The organism is Terrabacter koreensis (genome assembly GCF_054783315.1).
In genome coordinates this window covers 1160034-1174379 of the sequence record NZ_BAAGQU010000004.1, presented here as the reverse complement: position 1 = coordinate 1174379, position 14346 = coordinate 1160034, and the positions used below count along the sequence as shown (strand labels likewise).

13 protein-coding genes, 2 tRNA genes and 1 pseudogene are annotated in these 14346 nt (G+C 72.2%); 5 read left to right on the top strand and 11 right to left on the bottom strand.

The features are described from left to right. Positions 1-3: 3 nt before the first annotated feature. On the bottom strand, positions 4-1446 hold the full coding sequence (gene leuC, locus ACYVNR_RS08220) for a 3-isopropylmalate dehydratase large subunit (RefSeq protein ID WP_461047708.1): 1443 nt from the start codon (positions 1444-1446) through the stop codon (positions 4-6). A gap of 154 nt (positions 1447-1600) precedes the next feature. Between leuC and ACYVNR_RS08215 the strand changes: the two genes are divergently transcribed. The 3 genes from ACYVNR_RS08215 (at position 1601) to fgd (ending at position 4687) form a co-directional block, all read left to right on the top strand. Then, positions 1601-2353, top strand: a complete 753-nt coding sequence (locus tag ACYVNR_RS08215; protein WP_045191628.1) for an IclR family transcriptional regulator — start codon at positions 1601-1603, stop codon at positions 2351-2353. 222 nt (positions 2354-2575) lie between these two features. Beyond that, positions 2576-3577, top strand: a complete 1002-nt coding sequence (locus ACYVNR_RS08210) for a L,D-transpeptidase family protein (RefSeq protein WP_082080980.1) — start codon at positions 2576-2578, stop codon at positions 3575-3577. A gap of 102 nt (positions 3578-3679) precedes the next feature. Then, on the top strand, positions 3680-4687 hold the full coding sequence (gene fgd / locus ACYVNR_RS08205) for a glucose-6-phosphate dehydrogenase (coenzyme-F420) (protein ID WP_045191627.1): 1008 nt from the start codon (positions 3680-3682) through the stop codon (positions 4685-4687). A 4-nt stretch (positions 4688-4691) separates the two neighbouring features. Here the strand turns inward: fgd and ACYVNR_RS08200 are convergent, their stop codons facing one another. Next, positions 4692-5198, bottom strand: coding sequence for a DUF4188 domain-containing protein (locus tag ACYVNR_RS08200; RefSeq protein WP_045191626.1), 507 nt, complete (start codon positions 5196-5198; stop codon positions 4692-4694). Between the two features lie 72 nt (positions 5199-5270). Between ACYVNR_RS08200 and ACYVNR_RS08195 the strand changes: the two genes are divergently transcribed. After that, the gene (locus tag ACYVNR_RS08195) at positions 5271-5900 is read left to right on the top strand and encodes a MerR family transcriptional regulator (RefSeq protein WP_045191625.1); all 630 of its coding nucleotides are present in this window, start codon (positions 5271-5273) and stop codon (positions 5898-5900) included. 71 nt (positions 5901-5971) lie between these two features. On the opposite strand, the gene ACYVNR_RS08190 is transcribed toward ACYVNR_RS08195, so the two are convergent. From ACYVNR_RS08190 to ACYVNR_RS08150, 9 genes and pseudogenes are all read right to left on the bottom strand, one after another. Continuing rightward, a tRNA-Glu gene (locus ACYVNR_RS08190) sits at positions 5972-6044 on the bottom strand. Positions 6045-6135: 91 nt separating this feature from the next. Next, positions 6136-6207: transfer RNA gene (locus ACYVNR_RS08185), tRNA-Gln, on the bottom strand. Positions 6208-6264: 57 nt separating this feature from the next. After that, positions 6265-7017, bottom strand: a complete 753-nt coding sequence (locus ACYVNR_RS08180; protein ID WP_461047707.1) for an HAD family hydrolase — start codon at positions 7015-7017, stop codon at positions 6265-6267. Further along, positions 7014-7691 (bottom strand): GNAT family N-acetyltransferase, encoded by a 678-nt coding sequence (locus tag ACYVNR_RS08175; protein ID WP_461047706.1) that lies wholly within the window; start codon positions 7689-7691, stop codon positions 7014-7016. Before ACYVNR_RS08175 ends, ACYVNR_RS08180 begins: the two co-directional genes overlap by 4 nt. A 2-nt stretch (positions 7692-7693) precedes the next feature. Then, positions 7694-9133: a glutamate--tRNA ligase gene (gltX, locus tag ACYVNR_RS08170; RefSeq protein ID WP_461048295.1), complete on the bottom strand. Its 1440-nt coding sequence runs from the start codon at positions 9131-9133 to the stop codon at positions 7694-7696. A 235-nt stretch (positions 9134-9368) separates the two neighbouring features. After that, positions 9369-10148, bottom strand: coding sequence for a fumarylacetoacetate hydrolase family protein (locus ACYVNR_RS08165; RefSeq protein WP_461047705.1), 780 nt, complete (start codon positions 10146-10148; stop codon positions 9369-9371). 66 nt (positions 10149-10214) lie between these two features. After that, complete coding sequence (locus tag ACYVNR_RS08160; RefSeq protein WP_461048307.1) at positions 10215-10514, bottom strand: hypothetical protein; 300 nt, start codon at positions 10512-10514, stop codon at positions 10215-10217. 21 nt (positions 10515-10535) lie between these two features. Next, positions 10536-10802: pseudogene (locus ACYVNR_RS08155) on the bottom strand (phospholipase D-like domain-containing protein); the annotation flags it as partial. A gap of 991 nt (positions 10803-11793) precedes the next feature. After that, a complete protein-coding gene (locus tag ACYVNR_RS08150; RefSeq protein ID WP_461047704.1) occupies positions 11794-13269 on the bottom strand; it encodes a SagB/ThcOx family dehydrogenase in 1476 nt (491 codons plus the stop codon). A 67-nt stretch (positions 13270-13336) separates the two neighbouring features. Here ACYVNR_RS08150 and ACYVNR_RS08145 point away from each other — a divergent pair, with 67 nt between their 5' ends. Further along, positions 13337-14221 carry a 3-methyladenine DNA glycosylase gene (locus ACYVNR_RS08145; protein ID WP_461047703.1) on the top strand — a complete coding sequence of 295 codons (885 nt, stop codon included), beginning with the start codon at positions 13337-13339 and terminating at the stop codon, positions 14219-14221. Positions 14222-14346 lie beyond the last annotated feature (125 nt).

Sequence of the window (14346 nt, the reverse complement as noted above, 5' to 3'; positions counted from 1 at the left end):
GGCTCAGGCCTCTCCGGTCGTCGCGGATGCCAGCGGGGCACGGCCCCCCGCGGTCTGCAGGTCGGCGGGGCTCGAGAGCGTGCCCAGCACGGCGGTGGCCGCCGCGACCAAAGGGCTCACGAGGTGGGTGCGGCCGCCCTTGCCCTGCCGGCCCTCGAAGTTGCGGTTGGAGGTGGACGCGCTGCGCTCGCCCGGGGCCAGGGTGTCGGGGTTCATGCCGAGGCACATCGAGCACCCGGGGAGGCGCCACTCGGCGCCGGCGTCGGTGAAGACCTTGTCGAGGCCCTCGGACTCGGCCTGCAGGCGCACCTTGGCGGAGCCTGGCACGACGAGCATGCGGACGCCGTCGGCGACCCGGTGGCCCTGGACGACGGCCGCGGCGGCGCGGAGGTCCTCGATGCGACCGTTGGTGCACGAGCCGACGAAGACCGTGTCGACCTTGATGTCGCGCAGCGGTGTGCCGGGCTCGAGACCCATGTAGGTGAGCGCGTTGGCCGCGGCGACGCGGTCGCTCTCGTCGGCGAACGACTCGGGGTCGGGAACCGACTCGGACAGGGGCAGGCCCTGACCGGGGTTGGTGCCCCACGTGACGAACGGCGTGAGCCGCGCCGCGTCGAGCTCGACCTCGGCGTCGAAGACGGCGTCGTCGTCACTGCGCAGCGCCGTCCAGTCGGCGACCGCGGCGTCCCAGTCGGCGCCCGTCGGAGCGTGCGGACGGCCCTTCAGGTAGTCGAAGGTCGTCTGGTCGGGGGCGATCATGCCGGCACGCGCGCCGGCCTCGATCGACATGTTGCACACCGTCATCCGGGCCTCCATCGACAGGGCCTCGATGGCCTCGCCGCGATACTCGATGACGTAGCCCTGGCCGCCGCCCGTGCCGATCTTCGCGATGACGGCGAGCACGACGTCCTTGGCGGTGACGCCCTCGGGCAGGGCGCCCCGCACGTTGACGGCGAGGGTCTTGAACGGCTTGAGCGGCAGCGTCTGCGTGGCGAGCACGTGCTCGACCTCGGAGGTGCCGATGCCGAAGGCGAGCGCCCCGAACGCGCCGTGGGTGGAGGTGTGGCTGTCGCCGCAGACGACGGTCATCCCCGGCTGGGTCAGCCCGAGCTGGGGGCCGACGACGTGCACGATGCCCTGGTCGGCGTCGCCCATCGGGTAGAGCCGCACGCCGAACTCGTCGCAGTTGCGGCGGAGGGTCTCGACCTGGACCTTCGAGACGGGGTCGGTGATCGGGCCCGGCGTCGTCGGGACGTTGTGGTCCTCGGTGGCGAGCGTCAGGTCGGGCCGGCGCACCGGGCGACCGGCCAGCCGGAGGCCGTCGAAGGCCTGCGGGCTGGTGACCTCGTGGAGGAGGTGGAGGTCGATGTAGAGGAGGTCGGGCTCCCCCTCGGCGCGACGGACGACGTGTGCGTCCCAGACCTTCTCGGCCAGTGTGCCTGCCATGACTGCCTCTGACTTCCCTCCGCGACGACGACTTGCTGGTGCCGAGCGCGTGCGCCATCGAGGACCTGGTCGCGACATCGCTCTTCGGCAAGACTGATCCTTTTCTGGGTCCAACGGATTGACGTCTCAGTGCCTGAGACGTCAATATCAGTGCATGGACAACTCTTCAGGGGTCGGTGTTCTCGACAAGGCCGCCACGGTGCTCGGCGCCCTCGAGGCGGGCCCTGCCACCCTCGCCCAGCTCGTCGGAGCCACCGGACTCGCGCGTCCCACGGCCCACCGTCTGGCCGTGGCGCTCGAGCACCACCGTCTCGTCTCGCGCGACATGCAGGGGCGCTTCGTGCTCGGCCCGCGACTGGGCGAGCTCGCCTCGGCGGCCGGCGAGGACCGCCTGCTCGCCGCGGCCGGGCCCGTGCTCGGCGCGCTGCGCGACCACACCAACGAGAGCGCGCAGCTCTTCCGCCGCCAGGGCGACCAGCGAATCTGCGTCGCGGCCGCCGAGCGACCCGTGGGCCTGCGCGACTCGATTCCCGTCGGCGCGACCCTCTCGATGCTCGCCGGCTCCGCCGCGCAGGTGCTGCTCGCGTGGGAGGAGCCCGACCGGCTCCACCGCGGGCTGCAGGGCGCGGCCTTCACGGCCACCGCGCTCTCGGGCGTCCGCCGCCGCGGGTGGGCCCAGAGCGTCGCCGAGCGTGAGGCCGGCGTCGCCTCGGTGTCGGCCCCCGTACGCGGCCCCTCGGGTCGCGTGGTCGCGGCCGTGTCGATCTCGGGGCCCATCGAGCGCCTGTCGCGCCAGCCCGGTCGCCTGCACGCCGCGACGGTGGTCGCCGGCGCCAACAAGCTCACCGAGGTGCTGCGCCGCCACCACGCGATGCAGCAGCAGCAACAGCAGCAGCAGAACGCCTGACCCCCTGGTCCGGGTGCGGCCCGGGTCCGCGCCTGCACCGTTCCACCACGCCGCCCGGCGCATCGGCAGCCGGTGGAGGCGGGCATTGCGCAACAGATCGGTCACGATCCGTATCACAGCCTCCTGTCGGACAACCTTTCGGGGGGTGCTCGCGTCACCCTCTGTGCAGTGCAACGACGCACGGCACGTCGCATGACGAACCATGCTGAACAAGGGGTCACGATGCAGGCAGCCAGCTCACCAGTCCGTTCCAGAGGCGGACTGCGCCACGTCCTCGCGCTGACGGGCGCCCTCGCGCTCCTCGCCGGGTCGGCCGCGTGCACACCGGGCGCGACGCCCGACGCGGCTGCGACCCACGTCGGCCAGACCGTCAGCCCGACGACCGAGACCCCGTCCCAGACACCGTCCGAGACCCCCTCAGAGACCCCCTCAGAGACCCCATCGGAGACACCGTCGCAGTCGCCGAGCCCCACCCCGTCGGCCGTCCCCACCACCGGGGCCCCCACACCGGCGTCCAAGCCGACGCCGAAGCCCACACCGAAGCCCACACCGAAGCCGGAGCCCGCCCCGGTCGTGATGCTGCGTGTCGGCGACACCGGTCCGAAGGTGCGCTCGCTCCAGGCGCGACTGCGCCAGATCGGCTGGTTCGCGGGCGACGTCAACGACCGCTACGGCTCGAAGACGACGGAGGCCGTCCGCGGCTTCCAGGCCAAGCGTGGGTTCGACCCGACGGGCGAGCTCGACGAGCGCACCTGGGACAAGCTCGTCTCGATGAGCCGACGCCCGACGGCCGACGAGCTGGCGAACGTGAAGCCCACGCCGGCGGAGCCCAAGCCCGGCAGCATCTCCTGGGACGTCGACGAGCGCTGCATGACCGGCCGTGTCATGTGCGTCAGCAAGTCGACGCGACGCCTGACGTGGGTCGTCGACGGGGTGCCGCAGTACGGGTTCGACGTGCGTTTCGGCAGCGACGAGCTGCCCACCCGCGAAGGCGTCTTCTCCGTCTACAAGAAGAAGGTCGACGTCATCTCGAACCTCTACCACACGCCGATGCCCTACTCGATGTTCTTCTCCGGGGGCCAGGCGGTGCACTACTCGTCGAACTTCGCACGCCTCGGCTACTCCGGTGCCTCGCACGGCTGCGTCAACGTGCGCAACAAGCCGCGGCTGGTCCAGCTGTACAACGAGGTGCGCATCGGCGACAAGGTCGTCGTCCACTGGTGACGGCGCTGGTGACGGCACCGGTGCCGGCACTGGTCGCCGGTGCCTGAGCAGGCCGCCGTAGGCTGGCGAGGTCCACTCCCCCAGGGCCCCAGAGGAGTCAGCGTGCTCAAGGTCGGTTGGAAGGCGTCAGCGGAGCAGTTCGGTCCCCGTGACCTCGTCACGTATGCCGCACGGGCCGAGGAGGTCGGCCTCGACTCGGTCTTCATCTCCGACCACTTCCAGCCGTGGCGTCACCAGGACGGTCACGCGCCGTTCGCGATGTCGTGGCTGGCTGCCGCGGGTGAGCGCACCGAGCGCATCCAGCTCGGCACGTCGGTGATGACCCCGACGTTCCGCTACAACCCGGCCGTCGTCGCCCAGGCGTTCGGCACGCTGGGCGCGCTCAACCCCGGCCGCATCGTGCTCGGCATCGGCACCGGCGAGGCGCTCAACGAGGTGGCGGTCGGCGCTGCCGGCTCGCCGTGGCCCGAGTTCAAGGAGCGCTTCGCCCGGCTGCGCGAGGCCGTGACCCTCATGCGCCGGCTCTGGACCGAGGAGCGCGTCGAGTTCGAGGGCGAGTACTACCGCACGCACGCCGCCACCGTCTACGACCGCCCCGAGCAGCCGATCCCCGTCTACGTCGCCGCGGGCGGCCCGCTCGTCGCCCGGTATGCCGGCCGGTCGGGTGACGGGTTCATCTGCACTTCCGGCAAGGGCCGCGAGCTCTACGAGGACAAGCTGCTCCCCGCCGTCGACGAGGGCCTCGCGAAGTCGGGGCGCACCCGCGACGACATCGACAAGATGATCGAGATCAAGCTCTCCTACGACCGCGATGCCGACCAGGCACTGCACAACGTGCGGTTCTGGGCGCCGCTGTCGCTCAGCGCCGAGCAGAAGCACGGCGTCGACGACCCGGTCGAGATGGAGCGTCTCGCCGACGAGCTCTCGGACGAGGAGATCGCCAAGCGCTGGATCGTCACGAGCGACCCGCAGGAGGCCGTCGACGCCGTGCGGCAGTACGTCGACTGGGGTTTCGACCACGTCGTCTTCCACGCGCCGGGCCACGACCAGGGCCGCTTCCTCGAGCAGTTCTCGGCCGACGTGCTGCCGGGGCTGCGCGAGCTCGGCTGAGCGGTCAGCTCGCAGCCGCGCGGCGCGTCAGCCGGGCGTGGCTGCGGCGTGCCCGCTGGTCGGTCGTGCCGAAGGCCTTGCCCAGGCCTGTGGGCGGCATCGCGACGTAGAGGCTCTCGTGCGCCCCGGCAGGGACGGCATACGTCTCGTGCCAGATGCCGACCGCGCCCGTGGCCGTGCGGCTGCGCCGGTAGAAGGCGGTCCAGGCGGGGCGGTGCAGTCGCTCGGGGTCGTTGGCGTAGGCGTAGATCGACTCTGCGTCGCGCCAGTACTGCACGACCGTGGGACCGCCGGAGCCGATGAGGGTGCGCGCCTCGAGGAAGCCGAGGTCGGGCCCGTCTCCGCGCGCCGCCGCGGCCTTGGCCCGGTAGAGCTCGGCGATCATGCCGGGCATGGCTCCGAGGACCGGCAGCCACAGGTCCGGACGCCAGGGCTGGTTGACCCGCATGCCGATGAGGAAGACGGCCAGGTCGCCGTCGTGGGTGTGGGTGGAGTGCGCGAAGCCGGTCATGACACGCCTTTCGGATAGTGGGACTATCCAAGTTTGGAGAGTCATACTATCCAATGTCAAGGAGGTTGTTCAGTGCGCATCTCAGAACTGTCCGAACGCAGCGGGGTCACCATCCCCACCCTCAAGTACTACCTGCGCGAAGGCCTGCTGCACCCAGGGGAGCTGCAGGGCGCCACCCGGGCGACCTACGACGACTCCCACCTCGAGCGCCTGCGCCTCGTGCGCACGCTCGTCGACGTGGGCCGACTCTCCATCGAACGCGTGCGCGAGGTGGTGCGCGCCATCGACGCCCCGCCGGCAGGCCGGCACGAGCTGCTGGGCGCCGCCCACGAGGCGCTGCGCCCGCACCCTGCGAGCGGCGCGCCGGCGCCGGAGGCACTGGAGCGGCTGGCGGCCCTCGACCTACCCGAGTGCGCGCACTCCCCCGCCAGCCTGCAGCTCGCCGAGGCGCTGACCGCGGCAGCGGCCGCGGGCTGGAGCGTCGAGCCCGAGACGCTCGCTCGGTGGCTGGAGGCGATGCGTGCGGTGGCGGAGACCGACGTCGTCGCGGAGCTCGGCGAGGTGTCGCCCGGCGAGGCACTGCGCTACGCCATCGTCGGCAACGTGCTGACCGACCCCGTGCTGCTGGCGCTGCGTCGCGTGGCGCAGGAGGCCGTGAGCGCCGAGCGCTTCGGCACCGGCCCGACCCGCTCGCCCGGGTGACGGGCCCCGCAACGCAGAAGACCCCGGTCCGTGTGGACCGGGGTCTTCCTCTTGCTCTCTCGAGCATCACGTAGCCCCGACGGGATTCGAACCCGCGCTACCGCCTTGAGAGGGCGGCGTGCTAGGCCGCTACACAACGGGGCCGTGAGCGGTGCCGAGCGGACTCGGCACGAGAAGAAACCTTACCGCGTGGTTTGGATTTCTCCGAATCGGCTCTCCCGGGGGAGAACCAGAGCTGGGGTACCAGGACTCGAACCTAGAATGACGGAACCAGAAACCGTAGTGTTGCCAATTACACCATACCCCAAGGGGTTTCGCTCCGTGCCTGCCTTTCGGCCGGTACGGGGTGAACCGAATGGGAATACTACCGGTCCGTGAGCGGTGGCCCAAATCGGCGGTCGATCGCTGCTGCGAGCTCGTCCAGACGACGCACGGACGTCACCTCCTCGGTGGTGCCGCGACCGGCCCAGTCGAGCCAGACGGCGCGCAGCCCGGCCGCCTCGGCACCCAGGACGTCCCACTCGAGGCTGTCGCCCACGCACACGACGCGAGCCGGCTCGACACCCACGAGACGGCACGCCTCGACGTAGACGCGGGGGTCGGGCTTGCCGAAGCCCAGGGTGTCGGTCGTGACGACCACGTCGAACCGCTCCACGAGGTCGAGGGCCTCGAGCTTGACCCGGGTCGGGGACAGCGCGGAGTTGGTGAGCAGCGCCACGGGCAGGCCGACGCGGTCGACAGCGTCGAGGAGCGCGGGCACGTCGGGGAAGAGGCGCTGGGCGCTGCGGAAGGCCGGGGCGTACGCGTCCTCGAACGAGCGGTGAGCGTCGGACGGGACGTCGAGGCCGAACGCCGTCGCCACCTCGGCCAGACGGCCGGCTCTCATGTCGTCGAACGCCACGTCGCCGGAGGCGTAGCGCGGGAACCACCGCTCGGGGTCGTCGTAGTAGCGCTGGGCCATCGCCCGGTGGTCGTCGGCACGGTGCGGCCAGATCGCGGCCGCCGCCTCGGTGCCCGCGACGACCATCGCCTCCCTGGTGTCGACGATCGTGTCGTCGACGTCGAGCAGGACCGCCTCGACGCCTTCGAGGACGGCCCCGAGACGGGTCCGGCTCACGAGGGCTCCTCCGTCAGTCCGAACAGCGGGAGCGCGGGCGTCACGCCGTCGACGACGACGTCGTGGGACAGACCGGAGGCCGTCCACGCCGCGGCCTCCAGGCGGACGTGCTGCAGGGTCTCCCCCGAATGCTCGAGCACCGACCGGTGCGTGTCGCGGTAGCCGAGCGCCCGCGAGACACCGAGCGAACCGCCGTTTCCGACGACGGCGGAGCTGATGGCCGCGACGGCGCCCAGGTGCCCGAAGGCGAGCGCCAGCACCGCTGCCCGCATCTGCTTGCCGAGCCCCCTGCCGCGCGCGGGCGCGACCAGCCAGCTGGCCGAGTCCACCGTGCGCTCGGACGTCCAGTCGGGACCCTCGAGCCACTGCGCCCCGACCACCTCCCCACCTGAGCGGGCGACGAACGGCAGCGCCCAGTCGTCCGGCGACCACATGCCGAGCGCGCGCCAGTAGCCCTGGGCGAGGACGGCACGGCGGTTCGCGGGCTCGTCGAGACCGGCATACCTCGTCGCGTGCGGGTTGAGCTCGAGGTCGGCCGGCATGACCCGGGCCAGCACGGGCAGGTCGGCCTCGGTCATGACCCGGAGGTCGAGGTCGGCCGTGCGCAGCCGTATGCCGTGCAGGGCCCAGACGCCCGCGATGCCGTTGTCGTCCACGTCGGGTCCCGGCTGCACCCTCAGAGCGAGTCGCGCAGCGACCGCAGACGGCTGAGCGTCGACGTCTTGCCGAGGATCTCCATGGACTCGAAGAGCGGCGGCGAGATGCGCTGACCCGACACGGCCGTGCGCAGGGGGCCGAAGGCGAAGCGCGGCTTGATGCCGAGACCGTCGACGATCGCGGTGCGCAGCGACTCCTCGATGGTCGCGGCGTTCCAGGCGCTGCCGGTGCCGAGGACGCCGGGACCGTGGTCGTCGATGTCGCCGAGCACGCGCAGGGCCGCGTCGAGCACGTCGCCCGCGTCGTCCTTGAGCTGCGCGCGAGCGTCGTCGTGGATCTCGAGCTGGTCGTCGCCCACGAAGAACGGGCCGACCAGAGCCGGCGCCTCGGTGAGGAGGGCCATGCGGGTCTGGATCAGCTCGGCGACGGCTTTGAGTCGCGCGAGCTCGCCGAGCGACTGCGTCTCGCCGAGGATGCCGGCATCGACGAGGTAGGGCAGCAGCCGGCTGGCGAACTCGCCGGTCTCGAGCTGGCGGATGTAGACGCCGTTGAGCCACTCGAGCTTCTTGAGGTCGAAGATCGGGCCGATCGGGTTGACCTTCGCCCAGTCGAACGTGCGGCTGAACTCCTCGAACGTGAAGACCTCGACGTCCTTGCCCTCGGCGTCCTGCTGCGGCGGGTAGGCAAGCAGGGCAAGGAAGTTCACGAGCGCCTCGGGGAGGTAGCCCTGCTCGCGGAACCATGTCAGGCGGGCAGCCGGGTTCTTGCGCTTGGAGATCTTGGACTTGTCGGTGTTGCGCAGCAGCGGCATGTGCGCGAACTTCGGCGGCTCGAGCCCGAGCCAGCGGTAGAGCAGGATGTGCTTCGGCGTCGAGCTGATCCACTCCTCGCCGCGCACGACGTGGGTGATGCCCATCTCGTGGTCGTCGACGACGACGGCCATGTGGTACGTGGGGAACCCGTCGGCCTTGAGGATGACCTGGTCGTCGGGCCGCGGCGCCGACACCTTGCCGCGGATGACGTCGTCGAAGACGAGTGGCACGTCGTCGGGCACGAGCATGCGCACGACGGGGGTCTCGGTGAAGCCGGGCAGCGCGGCACGCTCCTCGCGGGTCTTGCCGACGCAGAGGCGGTCGTAGCCGGTGGGCTGCTTCGTCTTCTGCTGGATCTCGCGCATCTGGTCGAGGCGCTCCTTGGAGCACCAGCAGTGGTAGGCGTGCCCGTCCGCGATGAGCCGGTCGACGTACGGGCGGTACGTGTCGAGTCGCTCGCTCTGGCGGTACGGCGCGAAGGGGCCGCCGATGTCGGGGCCCTCGTCCCAGTGCAGCTCGAGCCAGGCGAGGGTGTCGTAGAGCTGCGCCTCGGAGTCCTCGCGGAAGCGGGCCCGGTCGGTGTCCTCGACCCGCAGCACGAACTGGCCACCCTGCTGGCGCGTGTACGCGAGGTTGAAGAGCGACATGTACGCCGTGCCGACGTGGGGGTCGCCGGTCGGGCTCGGCGCCACGCGGGTGCGCACCGGGCCGCTGCCGTCGGAGGTGCTGCGGCGGGACTGCTCTCCCCCGCGCACCTCGACCTGCGCGTCACCCGAGGCGGTCCCGGGGAGTGGAGTGGACGGCATACCTGCTGTGTTGTCGCTCATGGTGCGAACAGCCTAGTGGCCGTCGCGAGCGCAGCCGTGCCGGTGCGCCCCGCGGTCAGCGCCTCACGAAGGTGTTGGTCAGCGAGCCGATGCCGCCGATCTCGACCGTCACCTGCTGGCCGGCCTCGACGAGGCCCACACCGGCCGGGGTCCCGGTCAGGATGACGTCACCCGGCAGCAGCGTGAAGGCCGCGGAGGCGTACTCGATGATCGTGGCGATGCCGTGGATCATGTCGGCAGTCGTGCCGTCCTGCTTCACCTCGCCGTCGAGCGTCGTGCGGATCGAGAGGTCGGCCGCGTCGAGCTCGGTCTCGACCCACGGACCGAGCGGGCAGCTCGTGTCGAAGCCCTTGGCACGCGCCCACTGGCCGTCGGTGCGCTGCCAGTCGCGCGCCGTGACGTCGTTGGCGATGGTGTAGCCGTAGATGCACTCCGCGGCGTTCTCGGCCTTGACACCCTTGGTGATCGTCTTGATGACGACAGCGAGCTCGCCCTCGTAGGAGACCTCGTCGCTGCCCGCAGGCAGGACCACGGGGTCGAAGGGACCCACGACCGCGGTGTTCGGCTTGAAGAACATCATCGGCTCGGCCGGGGCCTCGCCGCCCATCTCCTTGGCGTGGTCGGCGTAGTTCTTGCCGATGGCCACGACCTTGGAGCGCGGGATCACGGGGGCGAGCAGCCGCACGTCGGCGAGCATGACCGGGCCCTGCCCGCTCGGCTGCAGCCCGACATAGAGGGGGTCACCGGCGAGCGGGGTGATCACCTCGCTGCCGGGGTCGCCCTGGACGATGCCGTATGCCGGGTCGTCCCCGGTCGTGTACCTCGCGATGCGCACGGGACCCACCCTAGCCACAGGGCGGTCCGGGCCCGGCCCGTCGTCCGTGGGCGCACGGCGCGCGGGTCAGAAGGTGCGCCGCAGCCGCAGGCCGAGCGGTCGTCCGTCGGGGTCGTAGACGAGCCGGTAGAGCGGGTCGGCCCACACCCGGGTGAGCCGGCTCTGCTCGGGGTCGTCGAGCGGGCGCAGCCGACCGGGCGGGCGGTCGTCCGCCGTCGCGTGCCCCGCGCCCTTGCGCCAGGACGCCAGCGCGTCGGCGCTCGCGGCGTACGCGTCGAAGTGGTCCTCGAGGGACAGCTCGCCGTCGGTGTCGAGGTGCTCACGGGCGAGCGCCTGCCGCAGCCCGCGGGCGAAGCCCTGGTGCACGACGGCGGCCGACAGCTCGGAGTCGTGCGTCCACGAGCGCCGGTTGAAGTTGTCGGACCCCACCGTGACCCACTCGTCGTCCACGACGCAGACCTTCGCGTGGACGTAGACCGGGGTGCCGGCCCGGTTCTCGATGCCGTAGACGCCGACCCGACCGGGAGCCGCGGCGTGCAGCTCGTCGAGCAGCCTGGCCCGGCTGACGAGGTTCGGCGCTCGGCTCACCGCGCCGTCCTGGTCGGGCTGGTGCGGGAGCACGGCGACCAGGCGCAGGTCGGGGGCGCGCCGCATCGTGGCGACGAGGAGCGCACACCTCGGCGGACCACAGGTACTGGTCCTCGATGTAGATGAGGCGCCGGGCGTTGGCGAACGCCTTGGTGTAGCCCCGGGCGACGCTCCTCTCCCCCAGGGGCGCGAACGGGTAGCCGCCGAGCCGCCGACCGTAGGTGCGCAACAGCTGCACCGGGTGGTCGCCCGTCGGGGCGGGGTCGGGCAGCTGCGGGGGCAGGGCGCGGCGACGCGGACGGTCACCACGCACGGCGTCGAGGGCCTTGCGGATCGGCGAGCGGGTCAGGGCCTGCGGGTCCTCCCACCGTTCGCGGAAGACCGTCTCGACGTCGCCGACCACCGGCCCCGTCAGCTCCAGCTGCACGTCGTGCCAGGGGGGTCGGGCCCCGTAGACCGCCGCCATCGGCTGCGGCTGCGGGTCGCCCGCGTGCTCGGCGTCGTCGCGCCGGCTGTGGCACAGGTCGATGCCGCCGAGGAAGGCGATGTCGAGCCCGGGCCGGCCCGGGTGGCGCAGCACGACGAACTTCTGGTGGTGCGAGCCGCCGGTGCGCACCCGCATGTCGAGGTAGCACTCGCCGCCGGCCGCGTCGATGTCCTCGCCCAGGTGGCGGTTCTCGTCTGCCGAGAAGGCGAGCCGGTCCCAGTGGGAGCGCCAGACGAGCCCGCGCACGTCCACCCCGCGGCGGGCGGCGTCGGCGAAGAGACGGGCGACCTCGCTGCCGGGGTCTCCGGTCAGCCGCTCGTCGGGGTCGCCGCGCCAGTCGACGAAGAGGAGCAGGTCGCCCGCGCGCATCGCCGACACCCGTTCGGTGAGCGCCGCGAAGTACGTCGTGCCGTGCACGAGCGGCGTCACCGAGTTGCCCTCGCTCCAGGCGCGTCCGTCGGCATGGCGGGCGTCGAGGCGCGTCCAGGGGTTGCCGCGCTCCGCGGCGGAGAGGTACCAGTCGTCGGCGACCACGGACCGAGCGTATGCCGGAGCGTCGCGCCGGACGGGTCAGCGGGGCCAGACGATCGTGACGTCCGCGGGCGAGCCGGGTGCGCCGCTGCGTCGCGTGCGGTACTCCGGCACCCCGACGCACGTCCACAGCAGGCCGGCAACGTCCTCGCCGAGCAGGCCCTGGAGGTCGGAGTCGCGGAAGGTCATCCCCGACGCGGCCGCACCCAACGCGTACGCCATGAGGTGCAGCCGACCCTCCACGAGCCCGGCGAGCAGCTGGACGTCGCGGTAGTCGTGGTCGTCGAGGTCGGCGAGACGCGTGCCGCTCATGGCGACGAACGCGGCGTCGTGGGCCAGGCCCTGCTCCAGGGCGGCGCCGAAGAGCTCGTCGCGCAGCTGCTGCTCCCCGAGCGGGCGCACCGGGGCATCGACGTCCGGCCACCGGGCCACCCCGGTCGGCACGCCCTCGACCCCGCTCAGCCCCACCCAGTGCGGGACCTCGATGCCACGCAGGGACGCGTTCATCGCGTCGTGGAGCACGTCGCGCGAGAGGGTGCGGTCGGCGTGCAGTCGCCGGATCGAGCCCTTGCTCGCGACGACGGCGTCGACTGGCGGTCCCGGGTCGCGGCTCGTCAGGGCGACCGGCGCCCCTCGCCCGAGCTCGGCACCGAGCCCGTCGCGCTCCCCCGCCCGCTGGGCCGCCGTCACGAGCGGGAACTCGAGACCGTCGGCGTCGTGGTGCCCTCCGAGCGCGTCGCCGGTGGGGTGGATGCCCGGCGTGCCGGGGCCCAGGGCGACGAGCGCGACCGGGAACTCCCGGGTGCCGTCCGCACCGACGAGCGCGGCGACCTCGCGGTCGGCGAAGGTGGTGAACAGGTGAGCGGGCACGCCGGCGCCGTCGGCCAGCGCGAGCAGCTGGGCGAGCATCGTGCCGGCATCCCAGTAGACGTGCCGGAAGCCGCGCTCGCGGTAGCGCCACCCGGTGCGCCAGGGGATGCCGGTGACGACGACCGTGGGGGCGTCGCCGGTCGGCGGCGGTCCGACGGTCACGAGGACGTGTGCCTCGGGGTCGTACCAGTACGTCCCCGGGGCGACGTCGTCGGCGAGGACGTCGCGGTCGACTCCTCGCGGCACCGCCACGTAGAGCTCCAGCGGGAAGCGCGCACCGGCGGATCCGGCAGCGCGGAAGAGGACGACTCCGCCGTCGGGCCTCGTCGTTCGACGGGTCACCCCGGCGGACAGGAACAGCAGGCGGGCCAGCCCGGCGAGATCGAGGCGGCTCGTCGGCACGTCCGCGCTGCCGGCGAGCACCGCGGTGGCGGGCGCGGTGGCGGCAGGCAGCTCCTGCGGGAGCAGCGTGCGCTGAAGGTCCTCGTCGTAGACCTTGTACCAGGCCGGCCGTCGCGAGAGGTCGTTCGGCACGAGGTCCTGCACGAGGCGGTCGTCGTCGGGCACCTCGGTCCACTCCCGCTCGTGCGAGTAGGAGGTCAGCCGGTGCAGCAGGTGGGTGGGCCGTTCGGCGTCCGGAGCCATGGGCACATCCTGCTATGGCTCGTCACCTCGCGCGGGGTTGTCGCGCCTCATCGCCTACCCTCGTGGGGTGCAGGTGCTGGGTCAGCAGGAGTGGCGAGAGCGCACCGCGGCCCACGAGGCGAGGGTCGCGGCGGCGACCGCGCGCCATCTGGAGCGCCGTCGTGACCAGCGCAAGCACCCCGTCGAGGACTTCCTCTTCACGTACTACTCGTTCAAGCCGGCCCAGCTCCGACGGTGGCACCCCGGCGCGGGCGTCGCCCTCGCCGCGGGCGCGGAGGCGCCGCACCGCGACTGGCGGTTCTACGTCGCGGACGGCGACACGGTGCAGGTGGACGTCGACGCTTTCGTGGCGGCTCGCGGCGACACCGTGCGCTTCGTCCGCGAGCTGCTGCTGCGGACGGCCGCAAGGCCGGGACGCTTCGGCTGCTTCGGGCTGCACGAGTGGGCCATGGTCTACCGGACGGACCCGACGGACGTGCGTCACTCGGGGTGGCCGCTCCGGCTCGGCACCGAGGGCACCGACGCCGTCGTCGAGAGCCACCAGGTCGCCTGCTCGCACTTCGACGCGTACCGCTTCTTCACCCCGGACGCCGCGCCGCGCAACGCGCTCCGTCCGACCCGCGAGAGCCAGGCGGACCTCGAGCAGCCGGGATGCCTGCACGCCGGCATGGACCTCTACAAGTGGGCCCACAAGCTCGTCCCCGCCGTCTCGAGCGACCTCGTCATGGACTGCTTCGAGCTGGCCCGCGACATCCGCTCGCTCGACATGCGCGCGGCGCCCTACGACCTGCGCGGGCTCGGCTACGAACCGGTGCGCATCGAGACGCCCGAGGGCAAGGCGCAGTACGCGGCGGAGCAGCGAGCCTTCTCGGTGCGGGGGCAGGCCCTGCGCTCGCGCCTCGTCGAGGCGATCGACGGCGCCCTGCCGCGAGAGCGTGCGGCTCTGACCTGACGCGCGGCGGGCGTCGGGAACCGAGCACTCGACGGGGGCGAACGTCGGAAACCGGGCGCTCGCTCGGTGAGGGTGGGCGGAGGGCTCACGAGTTTTTCGATTCGGCACGTATCACCGCCGGGATG

What these genes read in the sequence shown, in the direction of transcription:
- gltX (WP_461048295.1), bottom strand. Translation starts at nt 9,133, where the DNA reads ATGTCGCTCTTCAACCTCGCGTACACGCGCCAGCAGGGTGGCCAGTTC.
- ACYVNR_RS08200 (WP_045191626.1), bottom strand. Translation starts at nt 5,198, where the DNA reads ATGACCGGCTTCGCGCACTCCACCCACACCCACGACGGCGACCTGGCC.
- ACYVNR_RS08210 (WP_082080980.1), top strand. Translation starts at nt 2,576, where the DNA reads ATGCAGGCAGCCAGCTCACCAGTCCGTTCCAGAGGCGGACTGCGCCAC.
- leuC (WP_461047708.1), bottom strand. Translation starts at nt 1,446, where the DNA reads ATGGCAGGCACACTGGCCGAGAAGGTCTGGGACGCACACGTCGTCCGT.
- ACYVNR_RS08215 (WP_045191628.1), top strand. Translation starts at nt 1,601, where the DNA reads ATGGACAACTCTTCAGGGGTCGGTGTTCTCGACAAGGCCGCCACGGTG.
- ACYVNR_RS08150 (WP_461047704.1), bottom strand. Translation starts at nt 13,269, where the DNA reads ATGGCTCCGGACGCCGAACGGCCCACCCACCTGCTGCACCGGCTGACC.